The organism is Flavisolibacter tropicus (genome assembly GCF_001644645.1).
Taxonomy (GTDB): Bacteria; Bacteroidota; Bacteroidia; order Chitinophagales; family Chitinophagaceae; genus Flavisolibacter; species Flavisolibacter tropicus.
Window position 1 is genome coordinate 4,344,973 of the sequence record NZ_CP011390.1, and the last position, 16,582, is coordinate 4,361,554.

The 16,582-nt window shown below is 44.1% G+C and carries 15 protein-coding genes; 3 read left to right on the forward strand and 12 right to left on the reverse strand.

Annotated elements, in window-relative coordinates; genetic code table 11:
- Positions 1 to 260: 260 nt before the first annotated feature.
- The 6 genes from SY85_RS18585 to SY85_RS18610 form a co-directional block, all read right to left on the reverse strand.
- Positions 261 to 1,742 (reverse strand): glycogen-binding domain-containing protein, encoded by a 1,482-nt coding sequence (locus SY85_RS18585; RefSeq protein ID WP_158513001.1) that lies wholly within the window; start codon positions 1,740 to 1,742, stop codon positions 261 to 263.
- Positions 1,739 to 2,788, reverse strand: coding sequence for an aspartyl protease family protein (locus SY85_RS18590; protein ID WP_066406427.1), 1,050 nt, complete (start codon positions 2,786 to 2,788; stop codon positions 1,739 to 1,741). Before SY85_RS18590 ends, SY85_RS18585 begins: the two co-directional genes overlap by 4 nt.
- A 53-nt stretch (positions 2,789 to 2,841) precedes the next feature.
- Complete coding sequence (locus tag SY85_RS18595) at positions 2,842 to 3,303, reverse strand: SRPBCC family protein (protein ID WP_066406428.1); 462 nt, start codon at positions 3,301 to 3,303, stop codon at positions 2,842 to 2,844.
- Between the two features lie 190 nt (positions 3,304 to 3,493).
- Positions 3,494 to 3,988 (reverse strand): 3'-5' exonuclease, encoded by a 495-nt coding sequence (locus SY85_RS18600; RefSeq protein ID WP_066406430.1) that lies wholly within the window; start codon positions 3,986 to 3,988, stop codon positions 3,494 to 3,496.
- 367 nt (positions 3,989 to 4,355) lie between these two features.
- A complete protein-coding gene (locus tag SY85_RS18605; protein WP_066406431.1) occupies positions 4,356 to 5,219 on the reverse strand; it encodes a phosphatidate cytidylyltransferase in 864 nt (287 codons plus the stop codon).
- A 2-nt stretch (positions 5,220 to 5,221) separates the two neighbouring features.
- Positions 5,222 to 6,178: a CPBP family intramembrane glutamic endopeptidase gene (locus tag SY85_RS18610; protein WP_082886588.1), complete on the reverse strand. Its 957-nt coding sequence runs from the start codon at positions 6,176 to 6,178 to the stop codon at positions 5,222 to 5,224.
- A 68-nt stretch (positions 6,179 to 6,246) separates the two neighbouring features.
- Here SY85_RS18610 and dusB point away from each other — a divergent pair, with 68 nt between their 5' ends.
- Positions 6,247 to 7,284: a tRNA dihydrouridine synthase DusB gene (gene dusB, locus SY85_RS18615; RefSeq protein WP_066409976.1), complete on the forward strand. Its 1,038-nt coding sequence runs from the start codon at positions 6,247 to 6,249 to the stop codon at positions 7,282 to 7,284.
- A 391-nt stretch (positions 7,285 to 7,675) separates the two neighbouring features.
- Positions 7,676 to 8,125: a DUF3192 domain-containing protein gene (locus SY85_RS18620; RefSeq protein WP_066406434.1), complete on the forward strand. Its 450-nt coding sequence runs from the start codon at positions 7,676 to 7,678 to the stop codon at positions 8,123 to 8,125.
- A gap of 183 nt (positions 8,126 to 8,308) precedes the next feature.
- Here the strand turns inward: SY85_RS18620 and SY85_RS18625 are convergent, their stop codons facing one another.
- The 6 genes from SY85_RS18625 to SY85_RS18655 form a co-directional block, all read right to left on the reverse strand.
- Positions 8,309 to 8,725 carry a hypothetical protein gene (locus SY85_RS18625; RefSeq protein ID WP_066406435.1) on the reverse strand — a complete coding sequence of 139 codons (417 nt, stop codon included), beginning with the start codon at positions 8,723 to 8,725 and terminating at the stop codon, positions 8,309 to 8,311.
- 207 nt (positions 8,726 to 8,932) lie between these two features.
- Complete coding sequence (locus tag SY85_RS18630; RefSeq protein WP_066406439.1) at positions 8,933 to 9,892, reverse strand: IS30 family transposase; 960 nt, start codon at positions 9,890 to 9,892, stop codon at positions 8,933 to 8,935.
- A gap of 101 nt (positions 9,893 to 9,993) precedes the next feature.
- The gene (locus tag SY85_RS18635; RefSeq protein WP_066406440.1) at positions 9,994 to 10,245 is read right to left on the reverse strand and encodes a DUF3601 domain-containing protein; all 252 of its coding nucleotides are present in this window, start codon (positions 10,243 to 10,245) and stop codon (positions 9,994 to 9,996) included.
- Positions 10,246 to 11,023: 778 nt separating this feature from the next.
- Positions 11,024 to 11,692 carry an alpha/beta fold hydrolase gene (locus SY85_RS18645; RefSeq protein ID WP_066406444.1) on the reverse strand — a complete coding sequence of 223 codons (669 nt, stop codon included), beginning with the start codon at positions 11,690 to 11,692 and terminating at the stop codon, positions 11,024 to 11,026.
- The gene (locus tag SY85_RS18650; RefSeq protein ID WP_066406445.1) at positions 11,689 to 11,922 is read right to left on the reverse strand and encodes a CBU_0592 family membrane protein; all 234 of its coding nucleotides are present in this window, start codon (positions 11,920 to 11,922) and stop codon (positions 11,689 to 11,691) included. The genes SY85_RS18645 and SY85_RS18650 overlap by 4 nt, the downstream gene beginning before the upstream one ends.
- 75 nt (positions 11,923 to 11,997) lie before the next feature.
- A complete protein-coding gene (locus tag SY85_RS18655) occupies positions 11,998 to 12,534 on the reverse strand; it encodes a glutathione peroxidase (protein WP_226998895.1) in 537 nt (178 codons plus the stop codon).
- 341 nt (positions 12,535 to 12,875) lie between these two features.
- Here SY85_RS18655 and SY85_RS18660 point away from each other — a divergent pair, with 341 nt between their 5' ends.
- Complete coding sequence (locus tag SY85_RS18660; RefSeq protein ID WP_158513002.1) at positions 12,876 to 16,568, forward strand: T9SS type A sorting domain-containing protein; 3,693 nt, start codon at positions 12,876 to 12,878, stop codon at positions 16,566 to 16,568.
- Positions 16,569 to 16,582: the final 14 nt, after the last annotated feature.

The window sequence follows — 16,582 nt, forward strand, 5'->3', positions numbered from 1 at the left end:
CGGATTAACAGGAAAGAAAGGATTAAGAGGAGAATGTTGACAGGTTGACAAGTTAACGAGGATCATCCAACAAATTATAGATAGTAAAAAGCTGGCCTAAAAAGCCAGCTTTTATTTTTAAGTAAGATTGGTAAAAAGGGGGAGGCCTATGCACCATCTTTGTCAACTTGTTTACCTTCTCTATTTCTTCTCTAATCCTCCTTAATCTTATAATCTTAGTTCTATTCCCTTTCCTCCCTTTCCTCCCAATCCTATAAATCCTAGTTCTCCTTATCCATCCAGATAATAGAATTACCCGTTCCTTCTCGGTTTTGCTCCCAAAGTTTATTGACTGGATCTAGAATCCATTGACCATCTACAATAAACTTATACAAGTGCTTGCCGGCAGACAAATGAACCGGTACTACCCATTTATCTCCTTGCTTTTGTAAGGCTAGCGTGTTAGGGCTCCAGTCATTAAAGTCGCCAGCCAGGTAAACAGCTTTTGCATTCGGAAACCCTTTCAACTGAAATTGGTAATTGGGCGAAATGATGATGTACGAATTGCCTTTAGCATAATTAGTAGTTACTGTCATGGGGTTAGTAGGGTCTGCCATCCATTGGCCATCTACAATCAACTTATATTGATAATTGCCTGGACCTAGCACATAGGGCAACTCCCAGCCAGTAGCTGTTTTGGTCATGTACAATTCGTTCTCCCGCCATTTGTTGAAAGAGCCCGATAGTACTACTTGTTTGGCTTCCGTATAGCCATCTAGTTTGAATACATAAGGCTTGCCAATACGTATAACCGAATTATAATCGTTGTGCTCGTTCGGCAGGCGATCTTTATTGCCCGGGTCGGTCATCCATTGACCATCTACAATAAAGCGATAGGTATGGGTGCCCTGTGCCAGGTAAAGGGGTAGTTGCCAGCCTGTTTCTGTTTTAACCAAGGCCAGCTCCCGCTCAGCCCAATTGTTGAAGCTGCCTGCTAAGTATACGCGCTTGGCGTCAGTAAACCCATTTAATACAAATACAGTATTAGTGCGATAAAAGACAGAGTTGATATTGCCTTGACCATCCGCTTCTCGTAGTTGATTATCTGTATCTATTATCCAATCGCCATCAATGATAAACTTGTACCAATACTTACCAGCCCCTAGCTTAACCGGTACAATCCAGCCACCGTCGGTGCGTGTCATAGAGAGGGCATTATATTGCCAGTTGGTAAAACTGCCGGCTAGCTGCACACGTCTAGCATTTAGGTGGTCGAGCAGGAAGAAAGTAACTATAGAATCTTTTATGGTAAATGGGGCTTTATTACGGAAGCGATTATACCCAAACCGTATAGAACTGCTTACCGCTGGAAAGCGAGCTGAAAAGCTGGCTTGATTTTCCGCAAATATGATACGGTCGGCAGGGTTGGCTAAATTATCAGCACCCATTATAGGCTTACATATCGTAACGTGGTTAGGATCATTGGCTTCAATGGTCCAGCCTAGCTTTTGCAAAGAATCGGGCCGGGAAGTTTGAATAAAGTATTTAAGATCAAGATCGGCGAGGTTGTACTGAGTTATAAAGCTATCGAGTGTCGATTCCTTGATCTGCTTGTTTATCTCTATACACATCTGCCCATTCTTAATAAAGTATTTCTTCATTGGCGGCTGTGCCAATAAGGGCAGGAGGGGTAGTAGGGTAAACACAAACGTACACAGGTAATAGCGTACCCATTGCAATCGATTATGTCTGGTACTGATCATTTCCATATGTACATTTTCCGGGTTACAAAATTAAAACCTATTTTCTGTAGCGACAGAAACTCATAGCCTAACACACCATCGGCACAACCATTCAAAGAGAAACAGGTCTTCTCCATGTTGGTAATAATGATGGGTAAGGGAGCTATTTCCTGATTAGCAATTTGCAGGCCTTTTAAGATACCTGTAATAGCCTCTACCTTTTTATTGCCGGTGCCTAAGAGCAGGGTGCGTCCACTGATTTCTACCTGCTCAAAGATCTTATCGGGCAAGCGGCTATCTAGTAGGTTTGTTTCGGCACCACAGTCTACTACAAAGCGCAGCTTTTTGCCAGCCATTTCAGAAAAAGTAATGATCTTATTGTCTCTTAGGTCAAAGGGTATTGTGTTGTAGGTTGATTCATCTTTTAGTTGCTCATTTTTATAGGTGGCCGATTCTTTTCGTTTGATATGATGTAAGTAAATAACACTCTTCTCATAATCAATAATGAGTTCACATTGCTTGAATAGGTTTACGCCTATCAGGCCCAGTATTTTTACTCCCTTGCTATTCTCCAAATGTCCCAGGTTAATAAGATCCGATTCTACGCGGCTGTAATGGATGGTGCCTAATGAAAACTGCTTGATCAATGTGCGGTTTATAGCTGCTTCTGTACCCGTGCTGCCTGTTTGCAACTCATCGTGATGTTGTGTGGTGGCATAATCACGGAAGTAGGTAATATTCAGTATAAGGTTAGGAGCACCCGTATCTAATATAAAGTTGCCTACCAGGGTATCGATATGCGCTTTTATTAAGATCAAATTACCCGCTCTTGTAAATGGAATCACGCAAGAAGAGGTGTCGCTGCGTACAATTGGATCACTAATGGGATCTGTTGGTTTGAAGGGATTTAGTTGTAAAGAGGAATCGGGCCAACCGTTTTTATCTGCAATAGGAACGGCCATGGTCTTCCAGCTTGTAAGTATACAAGCTAGCAGCAATAAAGTGCTATGAAGACGCAGGCAGTTGCGAGCTGGCATGAAGATAAATTCGGTATAAAGAAAACGCATTCACAATGCTGTTGTATTACCGCTGCTCACATTTCACATTTTGAAAGCGAAGTTTATGTCGCAAAGAACTTTTCTACCTGTTGCTTGCGGTAGTTAAAGATGTGTGCCAATTGTTTCTTTACCATAGGTAATGCCAGATTACCCAAAAAGCCGAAGGGTAGTTGGTAGTGAATGATGTCTGTCATTTCTGTACCACCTGTAACGGATTTGAAATGATGCTGGTGATGCCATAGCGCATAAGGGCCACGGCGCTGCTCATCTACAAAAAAGCGCAAATGATCTACGTGTGTGATCTCTGTCATCCAGAACAGTGGAATACCCAGCAGCGGTTTTACCATATAGGTAATGATCTGGCCGGGATAAATGCTATCGCCATGTATTTCGTTGGTGAACTTCAGGTTGAGGTGTTCCGGGGTAATAGCGGCCAGGTTCTTAGGAAGCGAAAAGAATTGCCAGGCTTCTTCTACCGGTATGGGTAATACTTGTACTTGTTTTAATAAATGTACACGACTCATATGCTGCAATATTACAAATGGAGGCCCGTAATGGTTGATAAGTTGACAAGGAATGATGAAAGGAGAAGTTAGGAAATGGGCAAGATTCAACGCTCAATAATCGATTATCAATAATTAAAACTATTTGTACTTGTGGCCTAGTGCGGTGGCTAAGTCTTCCCTTCGGGAGGATTTAGGAGGGCCGCTTTCTCTACATCGGGTAACTTCTGGTTGTGTTCAGGTGATGCATAAACAACTGGGCACAAGCCAGTGCGTCGGAATGTGCATCATGATGTTTTAACTCAATGTTGTATTTCATGCAGAGGGTAGATAACTTGCCTTTGTATAATTTATAAGTGCAATGCGCTTTAAAAGAGGGTGCGGAAATGTGGTAGTGCTCTAATGTATGGATCAGGCAGCTTTTATCAAACCCTATGTTGTGCGCCACTACGTGTTGCCCGGCAATATAATGCTCCAGTGCAGGCCAAACCTTATCAAAAGACAGCGCATTGGCCGTCATAGCAGGCGTAATACCGTGGATACCGATATTAAAAGGATTGTATTCATTCTGAGGTGGGCGTACCAGTACATTGATCTGATCCACCACCTGACCTCTCATTACACGAACCAAACCTACCTGGCAGATGCTGTTGCGGTTGGCATTGGCGGTTTCAAAATCAATAGCAGTAAAGGCTTGTCTGGGCATTTCTATAGGTTGTGAAATGAAATAGGCCGGCAAAGATATAGCTAGGAGGGGTAAGGAGGGAAAAGAGATAATGAGGAGAGGAGAAAAGGAAGTAAAGTTTCAGGTAGCAGGTTTCTGGTTTTACCCTACTGTTTTCAAATTCTAAATTCCTCACCTATTGCTACTTACCGGGGAGTTACAGAGGACTAATAGAGGAGTTACAGGGGAGTTACAGAGAATATCCTCCTATATACCTTCACTAAACGTCCACTCCAGAGGCATCACTCCTCACTCATTACTATTGACTTTCTCTGCAGTGGAGTGTCTTCTGTCTACCGTGGACTTCTTCTCACAGCTCTTAGCTCAAAGCTCGAAGCTACTTTCCCGCTCACAACACCAGCACAGCATAAAACCACACCACGGTGCTTGCAAAAAGGAGAGAATCAAAGCGATCCAGGAAGCCCCCATGACCCGGCATGATGTTGCCACTGTCTTTTACCCCGGCCATGCGTTTGAGCTTGCTTTCAAACAGGTCGCCGTAGGTACCGGCAGTAGCGGCTAAGGCAGCAATAATAGCGGTATGAACAACCGGCAGGCGGCCGGTAAAGTGGGCAATCATGCTCATGACTACCACAGCCAGGATAGCGCCACCAACTGTGCCTTCCCAGGTTTTCTTGGGCGATACCTTGGAAAGCGGTGTTTTGCCAATGAGCGAGCCTACAATATAAGCCATGGTATCATTGATCCAGAGGGTAAAGATGGTGAGCAAAGGAAGTGTAAGTCCCAGTGTATTATAGCCTTCCTCACTCCAGCGGTTGCGCATATCTACCAGTAAGCCTAAGGATAGCGAGATATAGAGCAGACCCGCCAGCGAATAGCCGATGTTCTTTACAAAGAAGGCTCGGGCTGTAAAGAATTGCACTAGAGGAAACAGGAAAAGAAAAAACAGGCCCAGCCACCAAGCTACCTCGTTCAGCCGTACGCCACCTATTTGCAGCTCTGCATTGGTAAAATAGAGCATCAGCAGCCAGCCAGCGGCTATTACGCCCCAGCGGTGAAAGCCATTGATGTTATTGTAATCTGGGTTAAACTCGCCTACCAGTTTCTGGTACTCGATCCAGGCACCCCAGTGCACAATACTAAACAGCACAAAGAAGGACCAGGAATTCCAAAGCAGGCCTGCAGCCATTACCAATACAAAAACAATAGCAGTAAGAGCGCGTGTGCGGAAGGTTTGCCAGTTAAATGCCATGATTAGAAAGTAAAGTCTTGAGTTTCCATACGGTCGCCGGCGTATACACGTTCATACGAGTTCGCGGAGTTGTTTTTCATCCACCATAATAAGCCCCCCACAATAGCGGCACTGATCAGTGCGCCTACCCACAGGTAAGAGGTTGCAATCATAGGCGTATCGGCATCTGTTACCATTTTGGGGTTCATATAGGCCAGTACCAGTATTAAGCCATCATATACAAAATGAGCAATAATCGCCGGCCACAGACTGCCACTGTACCAGTAAATAGCACCCAACAAAATACCTAGTACAAAGCGGGGAATAAAGCCAAAGAATTGGAAATGGAAAAACGAGAAAAAGAAGGCCGCGATGATAATACCGGCCCAGGGGCTACGTGTGCTTTTAATAAAAAGACGTTGCAATATGCCACGGAAAAACAGCTCTTCGCCAATACCGGCAAAGGCCGCTATAAAAAGCAGGTTGATGAACAGGTTGGATAAGGTGTGCTTACCCAGCATGAATTGGATGGTTTTGGCGGCATCTTGTTCCATTTTCTGCGCTTGCTGCTGTATACCGGGGCCAAAATGAATCTGCTTGTTTAATACGCCAAAATACTCTACCAGCGGAACCGCCAAAAACATGATGGCTATGCCTATAATCCAAAAGGCGGCCTTAAAAGGTGGTCGCAAACCCAGGTAGTAACCCGGCTTGGGGTCAGAAAAGTAAGCAAACAGTAGAGAAGGGATCAGGAAAACACCCAGGAACTGCATCAGGATCATACCCCGTATAGCGGTGAACATCCCTGGATTTGAAGGATCCCACTTGGAAATATCTCCCAGCGTCATCATATTGATGCCTGTAATCTTGGAGATGATGAAGGTGCCGATAAATAAAAATGTCGCCGCCAATCCGAAGGTCATACCCAGGAATAAGATGATTTGCATCCAGACTGGCTTTGTTTTAAGATATGTTTGCATAGTTTCCCGCTTTCAGAGTGCTAATTTTGCGCCTCGAAGATAAGTCCACAATCATCAATACAGCAGCCTTGGTTAAAATAGAAAATATAGAGCTCCCCGATTTCCCGCTTTTACTGGCACCTATGGAAGATGTCAGCGACCCGCCGTTTCGTGCCGTGTGCAAGACCAATGGCGCCGACCTGATGTATACCGAGTTTATCAGCAGCGAGGGTCTGATCCGCGATGCCATTAAAAGCCGTCAGAAGCTGGACATCTTTGAAAGCGAGCGCCCCGTAGGCATCCAGATCTTTGGTGGTGATGAAGAAGCCATGGGCCTAAGTGCCAAGATCGTGGATACGGTAAACCCTGACCTGCTGGACATCAACTTTGGTTGCCCGGTAAAAAAAGTGGTGAGCAAAGGTGCTGGTGCGGGTGTATTGAAAGACATCGACCTGATGGTACGCCTGACAAAGGCGGTGGTGAATTCCACCAAGCTGCCGGTAACGGTAAAAACCCGCCTGGGCTGGGACGATAACACCATCAATATTGAAGAAGTGGCAGAACGTCTGCAGGATGTGGGTATTAAAGCCTTGGCCATTCATGGCCGCACGCGTTGCCAGCTGTATAAAGGTGTGGCCGACTGGACACACATCGCCAAGGTAAAAGAGAACCCCCGCATTCAGATTCCCATCTTTGGTAATGGTGATATCGACTCGCCAGAAAAAGCCCTGGCCTATAAAAACCGCTATGGGGTAGATGGTATCATGATCGGTCGTGCCGCTATTGGTTATCCTTGGATATTCAACGAGATCAAACATTTTGTAAAAACCGGTGAGCACCTGCCACCGCCCAACATACAACAACGTGTTGAAGTCATAAAACAGCACCTGCACCGCTCGGTAGAGTGGAAGGGGCCTTTTGCCGGCATCAATGAAATGCGCCGCCATTATACGAATTACCTGAAGGGCTTACCCAATATAAAAGAGTTTCGCGCGAAGCTGGTAACCCTACCGGAGGTAGCACCGATTGACGAAGTGCTGGATGAAATTGTAAAACACTATGACGGTTTTGAGTTTCAGCGCACACCGATTCAGTTGATAGATTATCATGAGAAATGTGCAGTGTAGCGGGGGCGTGAAATGTCAAACGTGAGACTTGAAAGGAAGGCTGCGCACACCCCCAAACCCCTAAAGGGGAGAAAGCCAACGCTCAAAGAACCAATCTTTCTAATAGAATTTCTTTCCCGCCGAATCTCCTAAGCTCAGCTTTTGTACGCGTGGCTACAGGGACGCGGCGATGTTAGCGTGTATGCCAATAATCGCATATCATTTGCTGTTACTTTTCACAGAGCTGCCAAGTCAATACCTGCAGCACAAAAAGCCAAAAGTGACATTCGGCAGGGAAGAGAAAGGATTTGCCTTTATTTGCTCGCTTTTTGCCCGCGTATTTGATGTCTTGGTTTATTATAGTACGTTTGAAATAGCAAATAAATGATTTATCAATTAAACTTAAATTGATATGAAATCAGCAGCTATACTGGTGTGCGCATTAATTCTTGCCACCCATACTATTTCGGCCCAAGCCCTGCCAAAAAAGCCAACACGAGAGGAGTTGGGATCTTATAACCAGGCTAATTTATTAAAAGTGGATATTGGGGTTACTAAAACCAAAGCGTTGGAAGCAATGGGGGGAATTCAAAAAATAAAAACATATATCAATACCAGTATGGTCACCAAGAAAGAAGGTGTCATAATAAACAATCCTTATAGTAGGGAATTTAAAACTGATTCAGCTGGTAATACAATGGAAGTTGTATGGTATTACACCAATACCAAAAAGGCTGAAGGCGACATTACTAAGGAACAACTAACTCCAATTGTTCTTGAAAAAAATGCTGTGGTTGGCATGGGTTGGGATTTTTATGAAGAGTATGCAAAACGCAAAGGAATAACCATTGAGCCAAGGTGAATAGTATGATATTTGGCTGTTGGTCAAAGGCCACACAGCGGCTCTTGCCAGTGGTTGCACTGCTACTGTCGTTGGTGAAAAACACGTCGCCAATTGTCGATTTCAAACACAAGCTGGGCTCCTCGCACTACAGGGGCCAGGCGGTGAAGACCCCGCTTAGCCCCTAGGTTCGTATATATTAAATTAAATACTTACTGGACCGTCCCAAGTAAAGAATTCGATAGCTTCCTCAGCCTTCTTTTCAATTAGGGTTTTCACAATATCGCTACTCCATGAAAATCCAGATATATTGCTATGGTAAAACACGCACTTATTAGTAAAGATTTCTTCCAATAACTTCGATAGGTCGCTAAGCACTTCAACCGTGTCATCTTCATAGGGTGTAAAATGTGTATGACATCCTGAAATCGATGCTGGATCTTCCAGCCCAATCGTAATTTCCTCGTTAGAAGTATCGATCCAAACGGAGAATTCTTTAGCAGGATTCTTCAATGAACAATCAAAAGATCCGTCTGCTTTATACTTGATGCTATCCAAGAATTGCGGGTAACGCTCACTTAAATAATTCTTTACGATATCCGAAAATACTTCCTGTTCCATATTCTAAGTGACAATAGCCTACGTTTTAAGACATTAAGAAGAGTGCATATTCATTGTTGCCTCACTTTGGCCCTCAATTCATTAATTGTTTATACTACCAAGAGCAATATCAGCCATTAGTATAGCCGTGTTCAACTCATAAATGCAAAGGTTGTTTTAAAGGTAAAGGGATTGTGCCTCCGGCGGAGTTATTCAAAAGGGTTAGGATTAAAGGTGTAGTTGATTAGGTGTTTGATAGCCAAACATTCTCAAAGGGCGGTTGTTGATCAAATCCTCTACTTTTTTGACTGCCGCCTGACTGACTAACGAAAAGTCGGTCTGCTTGGGAAAGAACATGCGGATCAAACCGATACGATTTTCCACCGATCCTTTTTCCTGCGAGGAGTAAGGATGGGTAAAAAAGGTGGGAACCTTTAGCTTGTAGTGTAGGGCAAAGCTCTGGTCGTTATCAAAGGTAATCGTCTTTGCCCCGCAGCTTTGTACAATCCGCTTTATTTTACCAATCACATAAACACTGTCCTTGTTTTTCAGGTGCCGGATCCAGGTCTTACGGGTTTTGCGGTCCAGCACCACCAACAACCCGGGTTTTCTGTTTTTTCCCAGCATGATATCGCATTCCAAATGGCCCTTTTGGCTTCTTTGTGCAGCCCTTTTAGGCCGCAGCTCGATCCACCTTCTGTCAATGATATTGCCCCGCATCTTTCTTTTATTGCCTCGTTTTCGCTTTCTTGCTGCATGCCGCAGGTACCGGTACAACTGCTGGTAACACTGGTCTTTACGGCTTTTGGAAAACTTCATCTGCCAGATCCACTGGTAAATCCATTCTGCTGAGACAAAGCCGCAAAAGTGTTTTTTGCCTTCCACCGCAATGAGTTCCGGAGAGAGTCTTTTGGTTTTCAGTTGAGCGAAAACAAACGCCTTCATCGAGGCCGAAAAAAGCTCGTGCTTTTTCTTTTGCCGGTGTCGCAGGCGGCACCGCCTTTCCGCCACCTGGCCTAGATATTTGGCCTTGCCTACCCGGTTTCTTTTCACTTCCCTACAGATGGTGGACACCGAACGGTTCAACACCAGGGCAATGGCGCTGAAAGACAATCCCTGTTGTAAAAGAACTTCAATTTGGGTGCGTTCATCTTGTCCCAGTTGGTTAAATGATCTAACTTTATCCATACTAAGTTACTTACTAAGTAAAAGGGAGACATCTTCACCGCAAATGATTGGATGTTTCCCTTTTGAATTTAATAAATCAACTTTGCATTTATGAGTTGAATCTAGGATAGTTCAACATAGCCGTTGAAGTTTTCAATAATTTCAGCCTGTGCTTCTTTGCGCCATTGAAGTCGATAAACTTCTTCTTTGCCATTGTTTGTGACATGTAGCGTTAGCCCATCATCATAAGGCAGAAAGCTAGTACCTCTATAAGTCCAAATTTCTCCAACTCCATGAACAATGCCGTCATAGTCAACAAATGGTTTTGTAACTAAATATTCTTGTCCAGGTATAAGTTTAAGGCTATTGTCCATAGTTTACCTATAACAGAGAGGAGCTTACCAAAGTGACAAAAGTCTGTAATCTTGCGGCTTAGCTACCGGTCCGTAGTTAATTGTTGTAGATAAAAGCAAGGTAGTAATTGAATGCCATTTTGGAAAGCTCGTGCTAGTAACAATTAAGCAGCATTTCCAATTAACATTCACTCCAATTATACAGATGATTAACTAGCGAAAGCTTACCGTGTCTACGTACCGCCTCGAAGGATTCCCATTACTTATCGTTGGCTGCTGGAAAAAGAAAAACAATACAGGAGTGAGAAGCGCAATAAGTATAATAATGCGCATTGGTATTCTAATGTTCTTATTATCAACCTTGTTAACCACTATATAACTTACGCAGAATAGAGAGATAGCTATAACTATTATAGCGCCAACTATGAAAGGATTCATACCGGAGATGAAGTTATTGTGCGCTTGAAAAAGCAAATAGCTTGATACCAGGGAAAGCAAAAGTGAAATTGATAATCTTATAGTCATATAATTAAATAGCTACTAACGCTCAAATATACACACCCGCTTACTCCATCTCATATTGACAATCACTCAAGCTGGAACAAGCTCCGTGCAACAGGTTGCAGTCTAAGCAGGTCACAGCCTAACCTTGTCGCATAGTTAGACAACTCTTGTCCTTTTAGAAGCATATTAGTTTCAGTCACATACTTCTCCTTTTCTCCTTTCCTCTGTGCGAAACCCTTTCTCTCTGCGCTCCCAGTGTCTCTGCGTGAAACCATTCAGCGCGAAGCGCTCCTCTTTAAGGGACAGGGGAGAGCGATGATTCCTGCAATACCCGTTCCAGTGCTTTTGAGATAACCCCCGCATGTGTCCACACCATAAAGTGACTCCCCTTGTCAATCACTACATCAGGATGTGTGTATTGAAGCGGCAATATCTTATCCCTGTTACCATGAATATGAAATAACTGTGGTGGACGCTTGTTGTCATTCCACGTTAAGATCGCACCAATGGCCCAACGTATGAAGTCAGGGTCGGCATCTGCAATGATCTGGCTGAGAGCCTTGCGTTCGGTCTTGTTCTTAGCGCCAAACAGCCAGTTAGCCATTTCTGTAGGGCGATTCAGTAAAGTCTTCGGTAGCAGTTTGTATAATCGCAAGGAGCCCGCTAACCTAAAATACCAAGGTAACTCTCTGGCACAACCGATACTGGAAAGTAAGATCGTTTTAGTTGGCTTTACAAAAGCCGTCATAGCGGTTGCCATCATGCCGCCCATAGAAAGACCTATCAGTGCAAAGGGCTGCGAGGTGTCAATAAACTGCGTTAAGCGCTGTGCATATTGGTTAAGGGTTTCACTACGATGCGGCTTGATCCAATCAATATGATGAATATGAAATTGTTGTGGTAGTATAATGCGTTGAAAAGCCCGGCGGTCAGCTCCTAAACCACTGATAAAGTAGACATTCATTTTGGGGCTTTTATAAATCCAATGAGTGAAACAATGGTCCAGGTGCCTTCCAATGCTACAAATGGCCAGTAAGAAATCAGGAACGATCCAAGGCAAGTAAGCGTAGAGCCAAAGGCATTTAGAAAAAAGAAAAGCCGGCCATGCGCCGACATCCACCGGAAGGTGCTGCAGAAATAGGCTATTAATATCATGGTTACGCCTATGGTACTTACAAGATCACTTGTCGACATGTCAAAATAGTTTGGAGCTTAAGGTTGTCAAAATATATAAACACTGATTGTACCAAAGCAACGTTAAACAACCTTCTAGTGTGCTATCGCTTTCTTCACCTCCTCGCTCAATGGCGATACACCCGATTCAAAGAAATGCGTCAGTACCCCTTTTTCATTGATCAGGTATTTGCAAAAGTTCCAGGTGGGTGCCTGATCATTCCAGCCATTCTGCTCTTTCTGGCTGAGCCACCGGAAAACAGCATTTTGCCCCGGCTCTTTTTTTACCGTGCTTTTTAGGGTAACGGGAAAGGATACTCCAAAATTATCTTTACAAAACTGTATGATCTGGGTATTGTTGCCTTTTTCCTGTTGGCCAAAGTCGTTAGAGGGGAAGGCCAGGATATGCAGGTGGTGTGCTTGTTCTTCATAGAGCTCCTGAAGCTCTGCATACTGGGCGGTATAGCCACAGTCGCTGGCCGTATTTACAATCAACACTTTTTTTCCTTTTAATACATTAAAGTCAATAAGGCTGTTGTTTTGCAAAGGTGCTTTTAAGGAGTAAAAAGAAAAGGTGGGTACTGTATCCAGGTGGTTGGAAGTCCTCTTCGCCTTTCCTTTTGTCAACCTCATGATCAGTGGGTAAAGACGTGATAATATGCGTTGCCGTAGAGTCATATAGCCAAAACGTTTATATAGCAAATACTATACATGTTTTTCTTTATAAATATGTGCAAATAGCTACGTATATGTACGTAGCCTCCTTCCCTATAAAATGCTTAAAGCGATTTTATCGGTTATTGCAAGATACCATTTTTGAACGGCTGCATGGTATAATTGAAAAGAGTATCGTATACGTTCATGATGCAACTCAAGTTGATGCTCTTTAAGGCAACTGTTCTGACAGTTTGTTAATGATCGTTGCTTTAGAATGTTGACGTGTTTGACCCAATAAACCTAAATCCACTATGAAGATGAAAACCAGGTCCCATATCCTGTGGGGAAAACCGATCTTCCTGCTCTTTTTTCTATTGTTGTTGGCTGCTCAGGGTTTTGCACAAACTTGTTCTGGCTTGAGTTTTTCCTGCACTACTACAGAGTCGTTGTGTGTATCTACGGGTTCTATTACAGTAACGGTTACGGGTGGAGTAGGACCGTTTAACTTCCAAGTCATTGGCCCTACTTCTACGCCGTATACATCCAGCAATGTTATCACTGGTTTACGTCCCGGCTCGTACAAGGTTATTGTTCAAGACGTTGGTAGCAGTGGTTGTACGTTAGAGCAAGATGGTGTTGTTGTTAGCGGAACGTACACCGCACAAAGCTTTTTCCTGACAAAAACCAATCCGGGTTGCTCCAATGCCGATGGTGTGATACGTATTGGTTCCGCTACTGGCGGGCGACCATCTTTTACTTACACCATCATGGCGGGTTCTGCTTCTGGGGTGGGTTCTAATAACACTACAGGTACTTTCTCCAATTTAATACCTGGCGATTATTACATACAGTCGGAAGACGCCTGTCATAACCTGGTAACACGCTCCATTGCAATCCCCGATTTTAGTTGGTCCATAAATAGTGTTTCCATCAACCGATCGGTATGCGATAGCGCCGATGCGGTGGTAGGCCTGCTTGACAACAAAGGAAACACTAATGCCTCCGGTTCCATCTTTGCCGGCTATATGTATGGTGTTGTAAATGCAGTGGGCGATACTACCTGGTCATCTACACGCTCTTTTCGCTTTCGTGCTGGTAAAAAGCTATCTGGTCAAATAGTAGTGAAGGATCCTTGTGGCGTTGTAAAAACACAAACCTGGACAGTACCTGCCTTGCAAATACCATCATTGGGAGCTACTGTAGCTACCAGCAATTACCGCTGCGATAGCTCATTTACGGCTGCCATTACCACTCCGCTGGGACTCATCACTCCCAATTACTGTATCTACAACAGTAGCAGTGTATTGATAGGCTGTAATACCACGGGCACATTTACTAACCTGGCTTATGGATCGTATTGCATTAAAATGACCGATGGCTGTTATGATACTACTATTAGCCGTTGTTTTACAAGTACGCCACCCAAACCTTCGGTGGCTGCTACTGTGCAGGAATCCAATCAAACCTGTACTACGTTTACGGCTACAGTTACAGGAAGGGTGAATATATCTGGGGCCACTTACTGCCTGGTAAAAGACGATGGCTCTAATGGTATAGTGGAATGTAATGCTACAGGTGTCTTTACCAATGTGCCCTATGGTCCTTATTGCATCAACATCAAGAATGATCCTTATTGTTACGATACCACTATTAAACGTTGTTTTATAGCTACCCGACCATTACCTGTTATCAATGCGGTGCGCATGACCAGCCTGGCCTGTAATACGTTGATTGTAGACACGCTTCAGGGCCACTCCAGTACATCTGCTACCCAGTTCTGTTTATACAAAGAGGATGGTACCCTTTGGGCGTGTAACAGTACGGGTGTGTTTGATAATATACCACATGGCAACTACTGCATCCGTTCGCTATCTGAATGTGGCGATTTATCGGCGCCGTATTGCTTTAATACACAAAACAACACACCTACGGTGGGTAATGATGTGATACGAACAGACCGTACTTGTAAAACCTTTACGGCCTATATCAGTGATACAAGCCGGCTGGTGAACCCCGTTTATGAGATCTACAACGATCTTAATGTTTTGATTGCTACCAACAATACAGGCATATTTCATAATCTGCGCTATGGCACCTATTGTATGAAGATCAAGAATGATCCCACTTGTATTGATATGACCTTTACCCGTTGCTTTACCGAAACAAAACCACCGGCCACAATTAGTGCCACACTGACACAGTCCAACACTACCTGTACAGCTTTTACGGCGAATATTACGGGTACCGGACTTACAACGCCAAGGTACTATTTACTGAATGCCAGTAATGATACCATAGCAAGGAATACAACCGGTGTGTTTCCTAATCTACCTTATGGCTCGTATTGCGGCGTAATTATAGATGGGTGTGAAGATACCTTGCGGGTGTGCCAAACCTTTGAGCCCCTGCGTGGTATTACGCTGAGCAGTTGGATCTCCTGTAACGCCGGCAATTCAACGGTGGCAGCGCAAATGACCAGCAAGAACAATCCATATAACTTTTACTTCTATCACCCCGATGGTCGGTTGCTCCATTCCGTTATAGGCACCTGGAGTAACTGGCAAAGTGTTGATCTGCCGGGCTTGCCTGCCGGCGCTCAATATAAAATAGTAGGAGTGGACAACTGCGGCCGCCGCGACTCTGCCTATGTTACACCGCAGGCTAGTTCACTCACAAAGAGCCTTTCTATACGACAGCGCTGCCCTAGTGGCACCTGGGCATCTGGCTCCGGAGATCTAACGGTAACTTCCTACTCGGCTACGTTTGGCACTGTTACGCCTCGCCTCATCAAAAAAGATGCGGTTGCTATTAGCCAAAGCTATACCACGCGCAGCGGTAATATATACATGTTCCAGGACCTTGGTCCTGCCACCTATGTCATTGAATATACGGTAAACCAGTGCGGCACCAAACAGTACGATACGGTCGTTGTTAACCCTTATGTAGCACCCTCTCAGCAAAACTCAGCCATCTACCAGTGTGACAACAATAGCTTTAGTGTAAACTCTATTGTTGTCAATGGTGCCGGACCGTTCACCTATGAAATTATCGGAAGCACACCGGCCAGTCCAAGTATTGTTACTGGCCCACAGGCCAGTCCATTCTTCAACATCAACAATGGCGTAGCCTACAGTCTTATCAACCTGCGTGCTACAGATGCTTGTGGCAATTCCGCTCTCGACGATGCCCATGTATTGCCATTGGGTAACCTGGTAATTACCAGAACCAGTAATTGTTTGTACCGTACCATTACCTTATCGGTCGATGCCATTTCTGGCGCTACTTATCAATGGTATAAAAAGACAAGTGCTGTAGATAGCGTACTAATCGGAACCGGTAGAGCTTATACCATTCCCTACATGCTGGAGCCTGATATTGCCACCTATGTTAGTAAAACATCTGTCAATAGTAGTTGTCTGACCAAGTTGTCGTATATCAATATGACGGGTAACTGTGATGGTATAACACTGGCGGTATCGCTGCAAGTGAATGGGAAAAAGACTACAAAAGGCAACCAGCTGGTTTGGAATATAGAGCCTGGCCAAAGCGGAGCCGTATATACGATAGAAAGAAAGACCGATATGGAAAGCAGTTTTAAAACCATTGCTAATGGTGGTTATGAGGCGGTGGGATCTGACAAATATTCTTTTATGGATGAAAGCCCTTACAATGGCACCAACCTGTACCGCATCAAAAAAATAGTGTCAAACGGAATAGTAGAGTATAGTAATACCATGGCTATTGTAAACAGTACCACTAGTATCAATGTATTTCCAAATCCGGTAAAAGAGTCTTTTACTATTTCTATTCATACTGAAAAGACCACGAATTACGTTGTAGCTTTTTATACCATAGATGGCCGCCTGATCTTTCAAAAACAACTGAATGGTATTACAGATACGGCCATCACTTATCCAACACCTGCAGGATTAAAAGCGGGTACCTACCTGTTGCGGATTACAAACCAGTCAACAGGAGGTAGTGAAAACCGGAAACTCTTGTTTCAATAAATGCGAATTGATGT

Bases quoted from the DNA above. Each gene is read 5' to 3' on its own strand.
- SY85_RS18585 (WP_158513001.1), bottom strand. From the start codon at position 1,742: ATGATCAGTACCAGACATAATCGATTGCAATGGGTACGCTATTACCTG.
- SY85_RS18590 (WP_066406427.1), bottom strand. From the start codon at position 2,788: ATGCGTTTTCTTTATACCGAATTTATCTTCATGCCAGCTCGCAACTGC.
- SY85_RS18595 (WP_066406428.1), bottom strand. From the start codon at position 3,303: ATGAGTCGTGTACATTTATTAAAACAAGTACAAGTATTACCCATACCG.
- SY85_RS18600 (WP_066406430.1), bottom strand. From the start codon at position 3,988: ATGCCCAGACAAGCCTTTACTGCTATTGATTTTGAAACCGCCAATGCC.
- SY85_RS18605 (WP_066406431.1), bottom strand. From the start codon at position 5,219: ATGGCATTTAACTGGCAAACCTTCCGCACACGCGCTCTTACTGCTATT.
- SY85_RS18610 (WP_082886588.1), bottom strand. From the start codon at position 6,178: ATGCAAACATATCTTAAAACAAAGCCAGTCTGGATGCAAATCATCTTA.
- SY85_RS18620 (WP_066406434.1), top strand. From the start codon at position 7,676: ATGAAATCAGCAGCTATACTGGTGTGCGCATTAATTCTTGCCACCCAT.
- SY85_RS18625 (WP_066406435.1), bottom strand. From the start codon at position 8,725: ATGGAACAGGAAGTATTTTCGGATATCGTAAAGAATTATTTAAGTGAG.
- SY85_RS18630 (WP_066406439.1), bottom strand. From the start codon at position 9,892: ATGGATAAAGTTAGATCATTTAACCAACTGGGACAAGATGAACGCACC.
- SY85_RS18635 (WP_066406440.1), bottom strand. From the start codon at position 10,245: ATGGACAATAGCCTTAAACTTATACCTGGACAAGAATATTTAGTTACA.
- SY85_RS18645 (WP_066406444.1), bottom strand. From the start codon at position 11,692: ATGAATGTCTACTTTATCAGTGGTTTAGGAGCTGACCGCCGGGCTTTT.
- SY85_RS18650 (WP_066406445.1), bottom strand. From the start codon at position 11,922: ATGTCGACAAGTGATCTTGTAAGTACCATAGGCGTAACCATGATATTA.
- SY85_RS18655 (WP_226998895.1), bottom strand. From the start codon at position 12,534: ATGAGGTTGACAAAAGGAAAGGCGAAGAGGACTTCCAACCACCTGGAT.
- SY85_RS18660 (WP_158513002.1), top strand. From the start codon at position 12,876: ATGAAAACCAGGTCCCATATCCTGTGGGGAAAACCGATCTTCCTGCTC.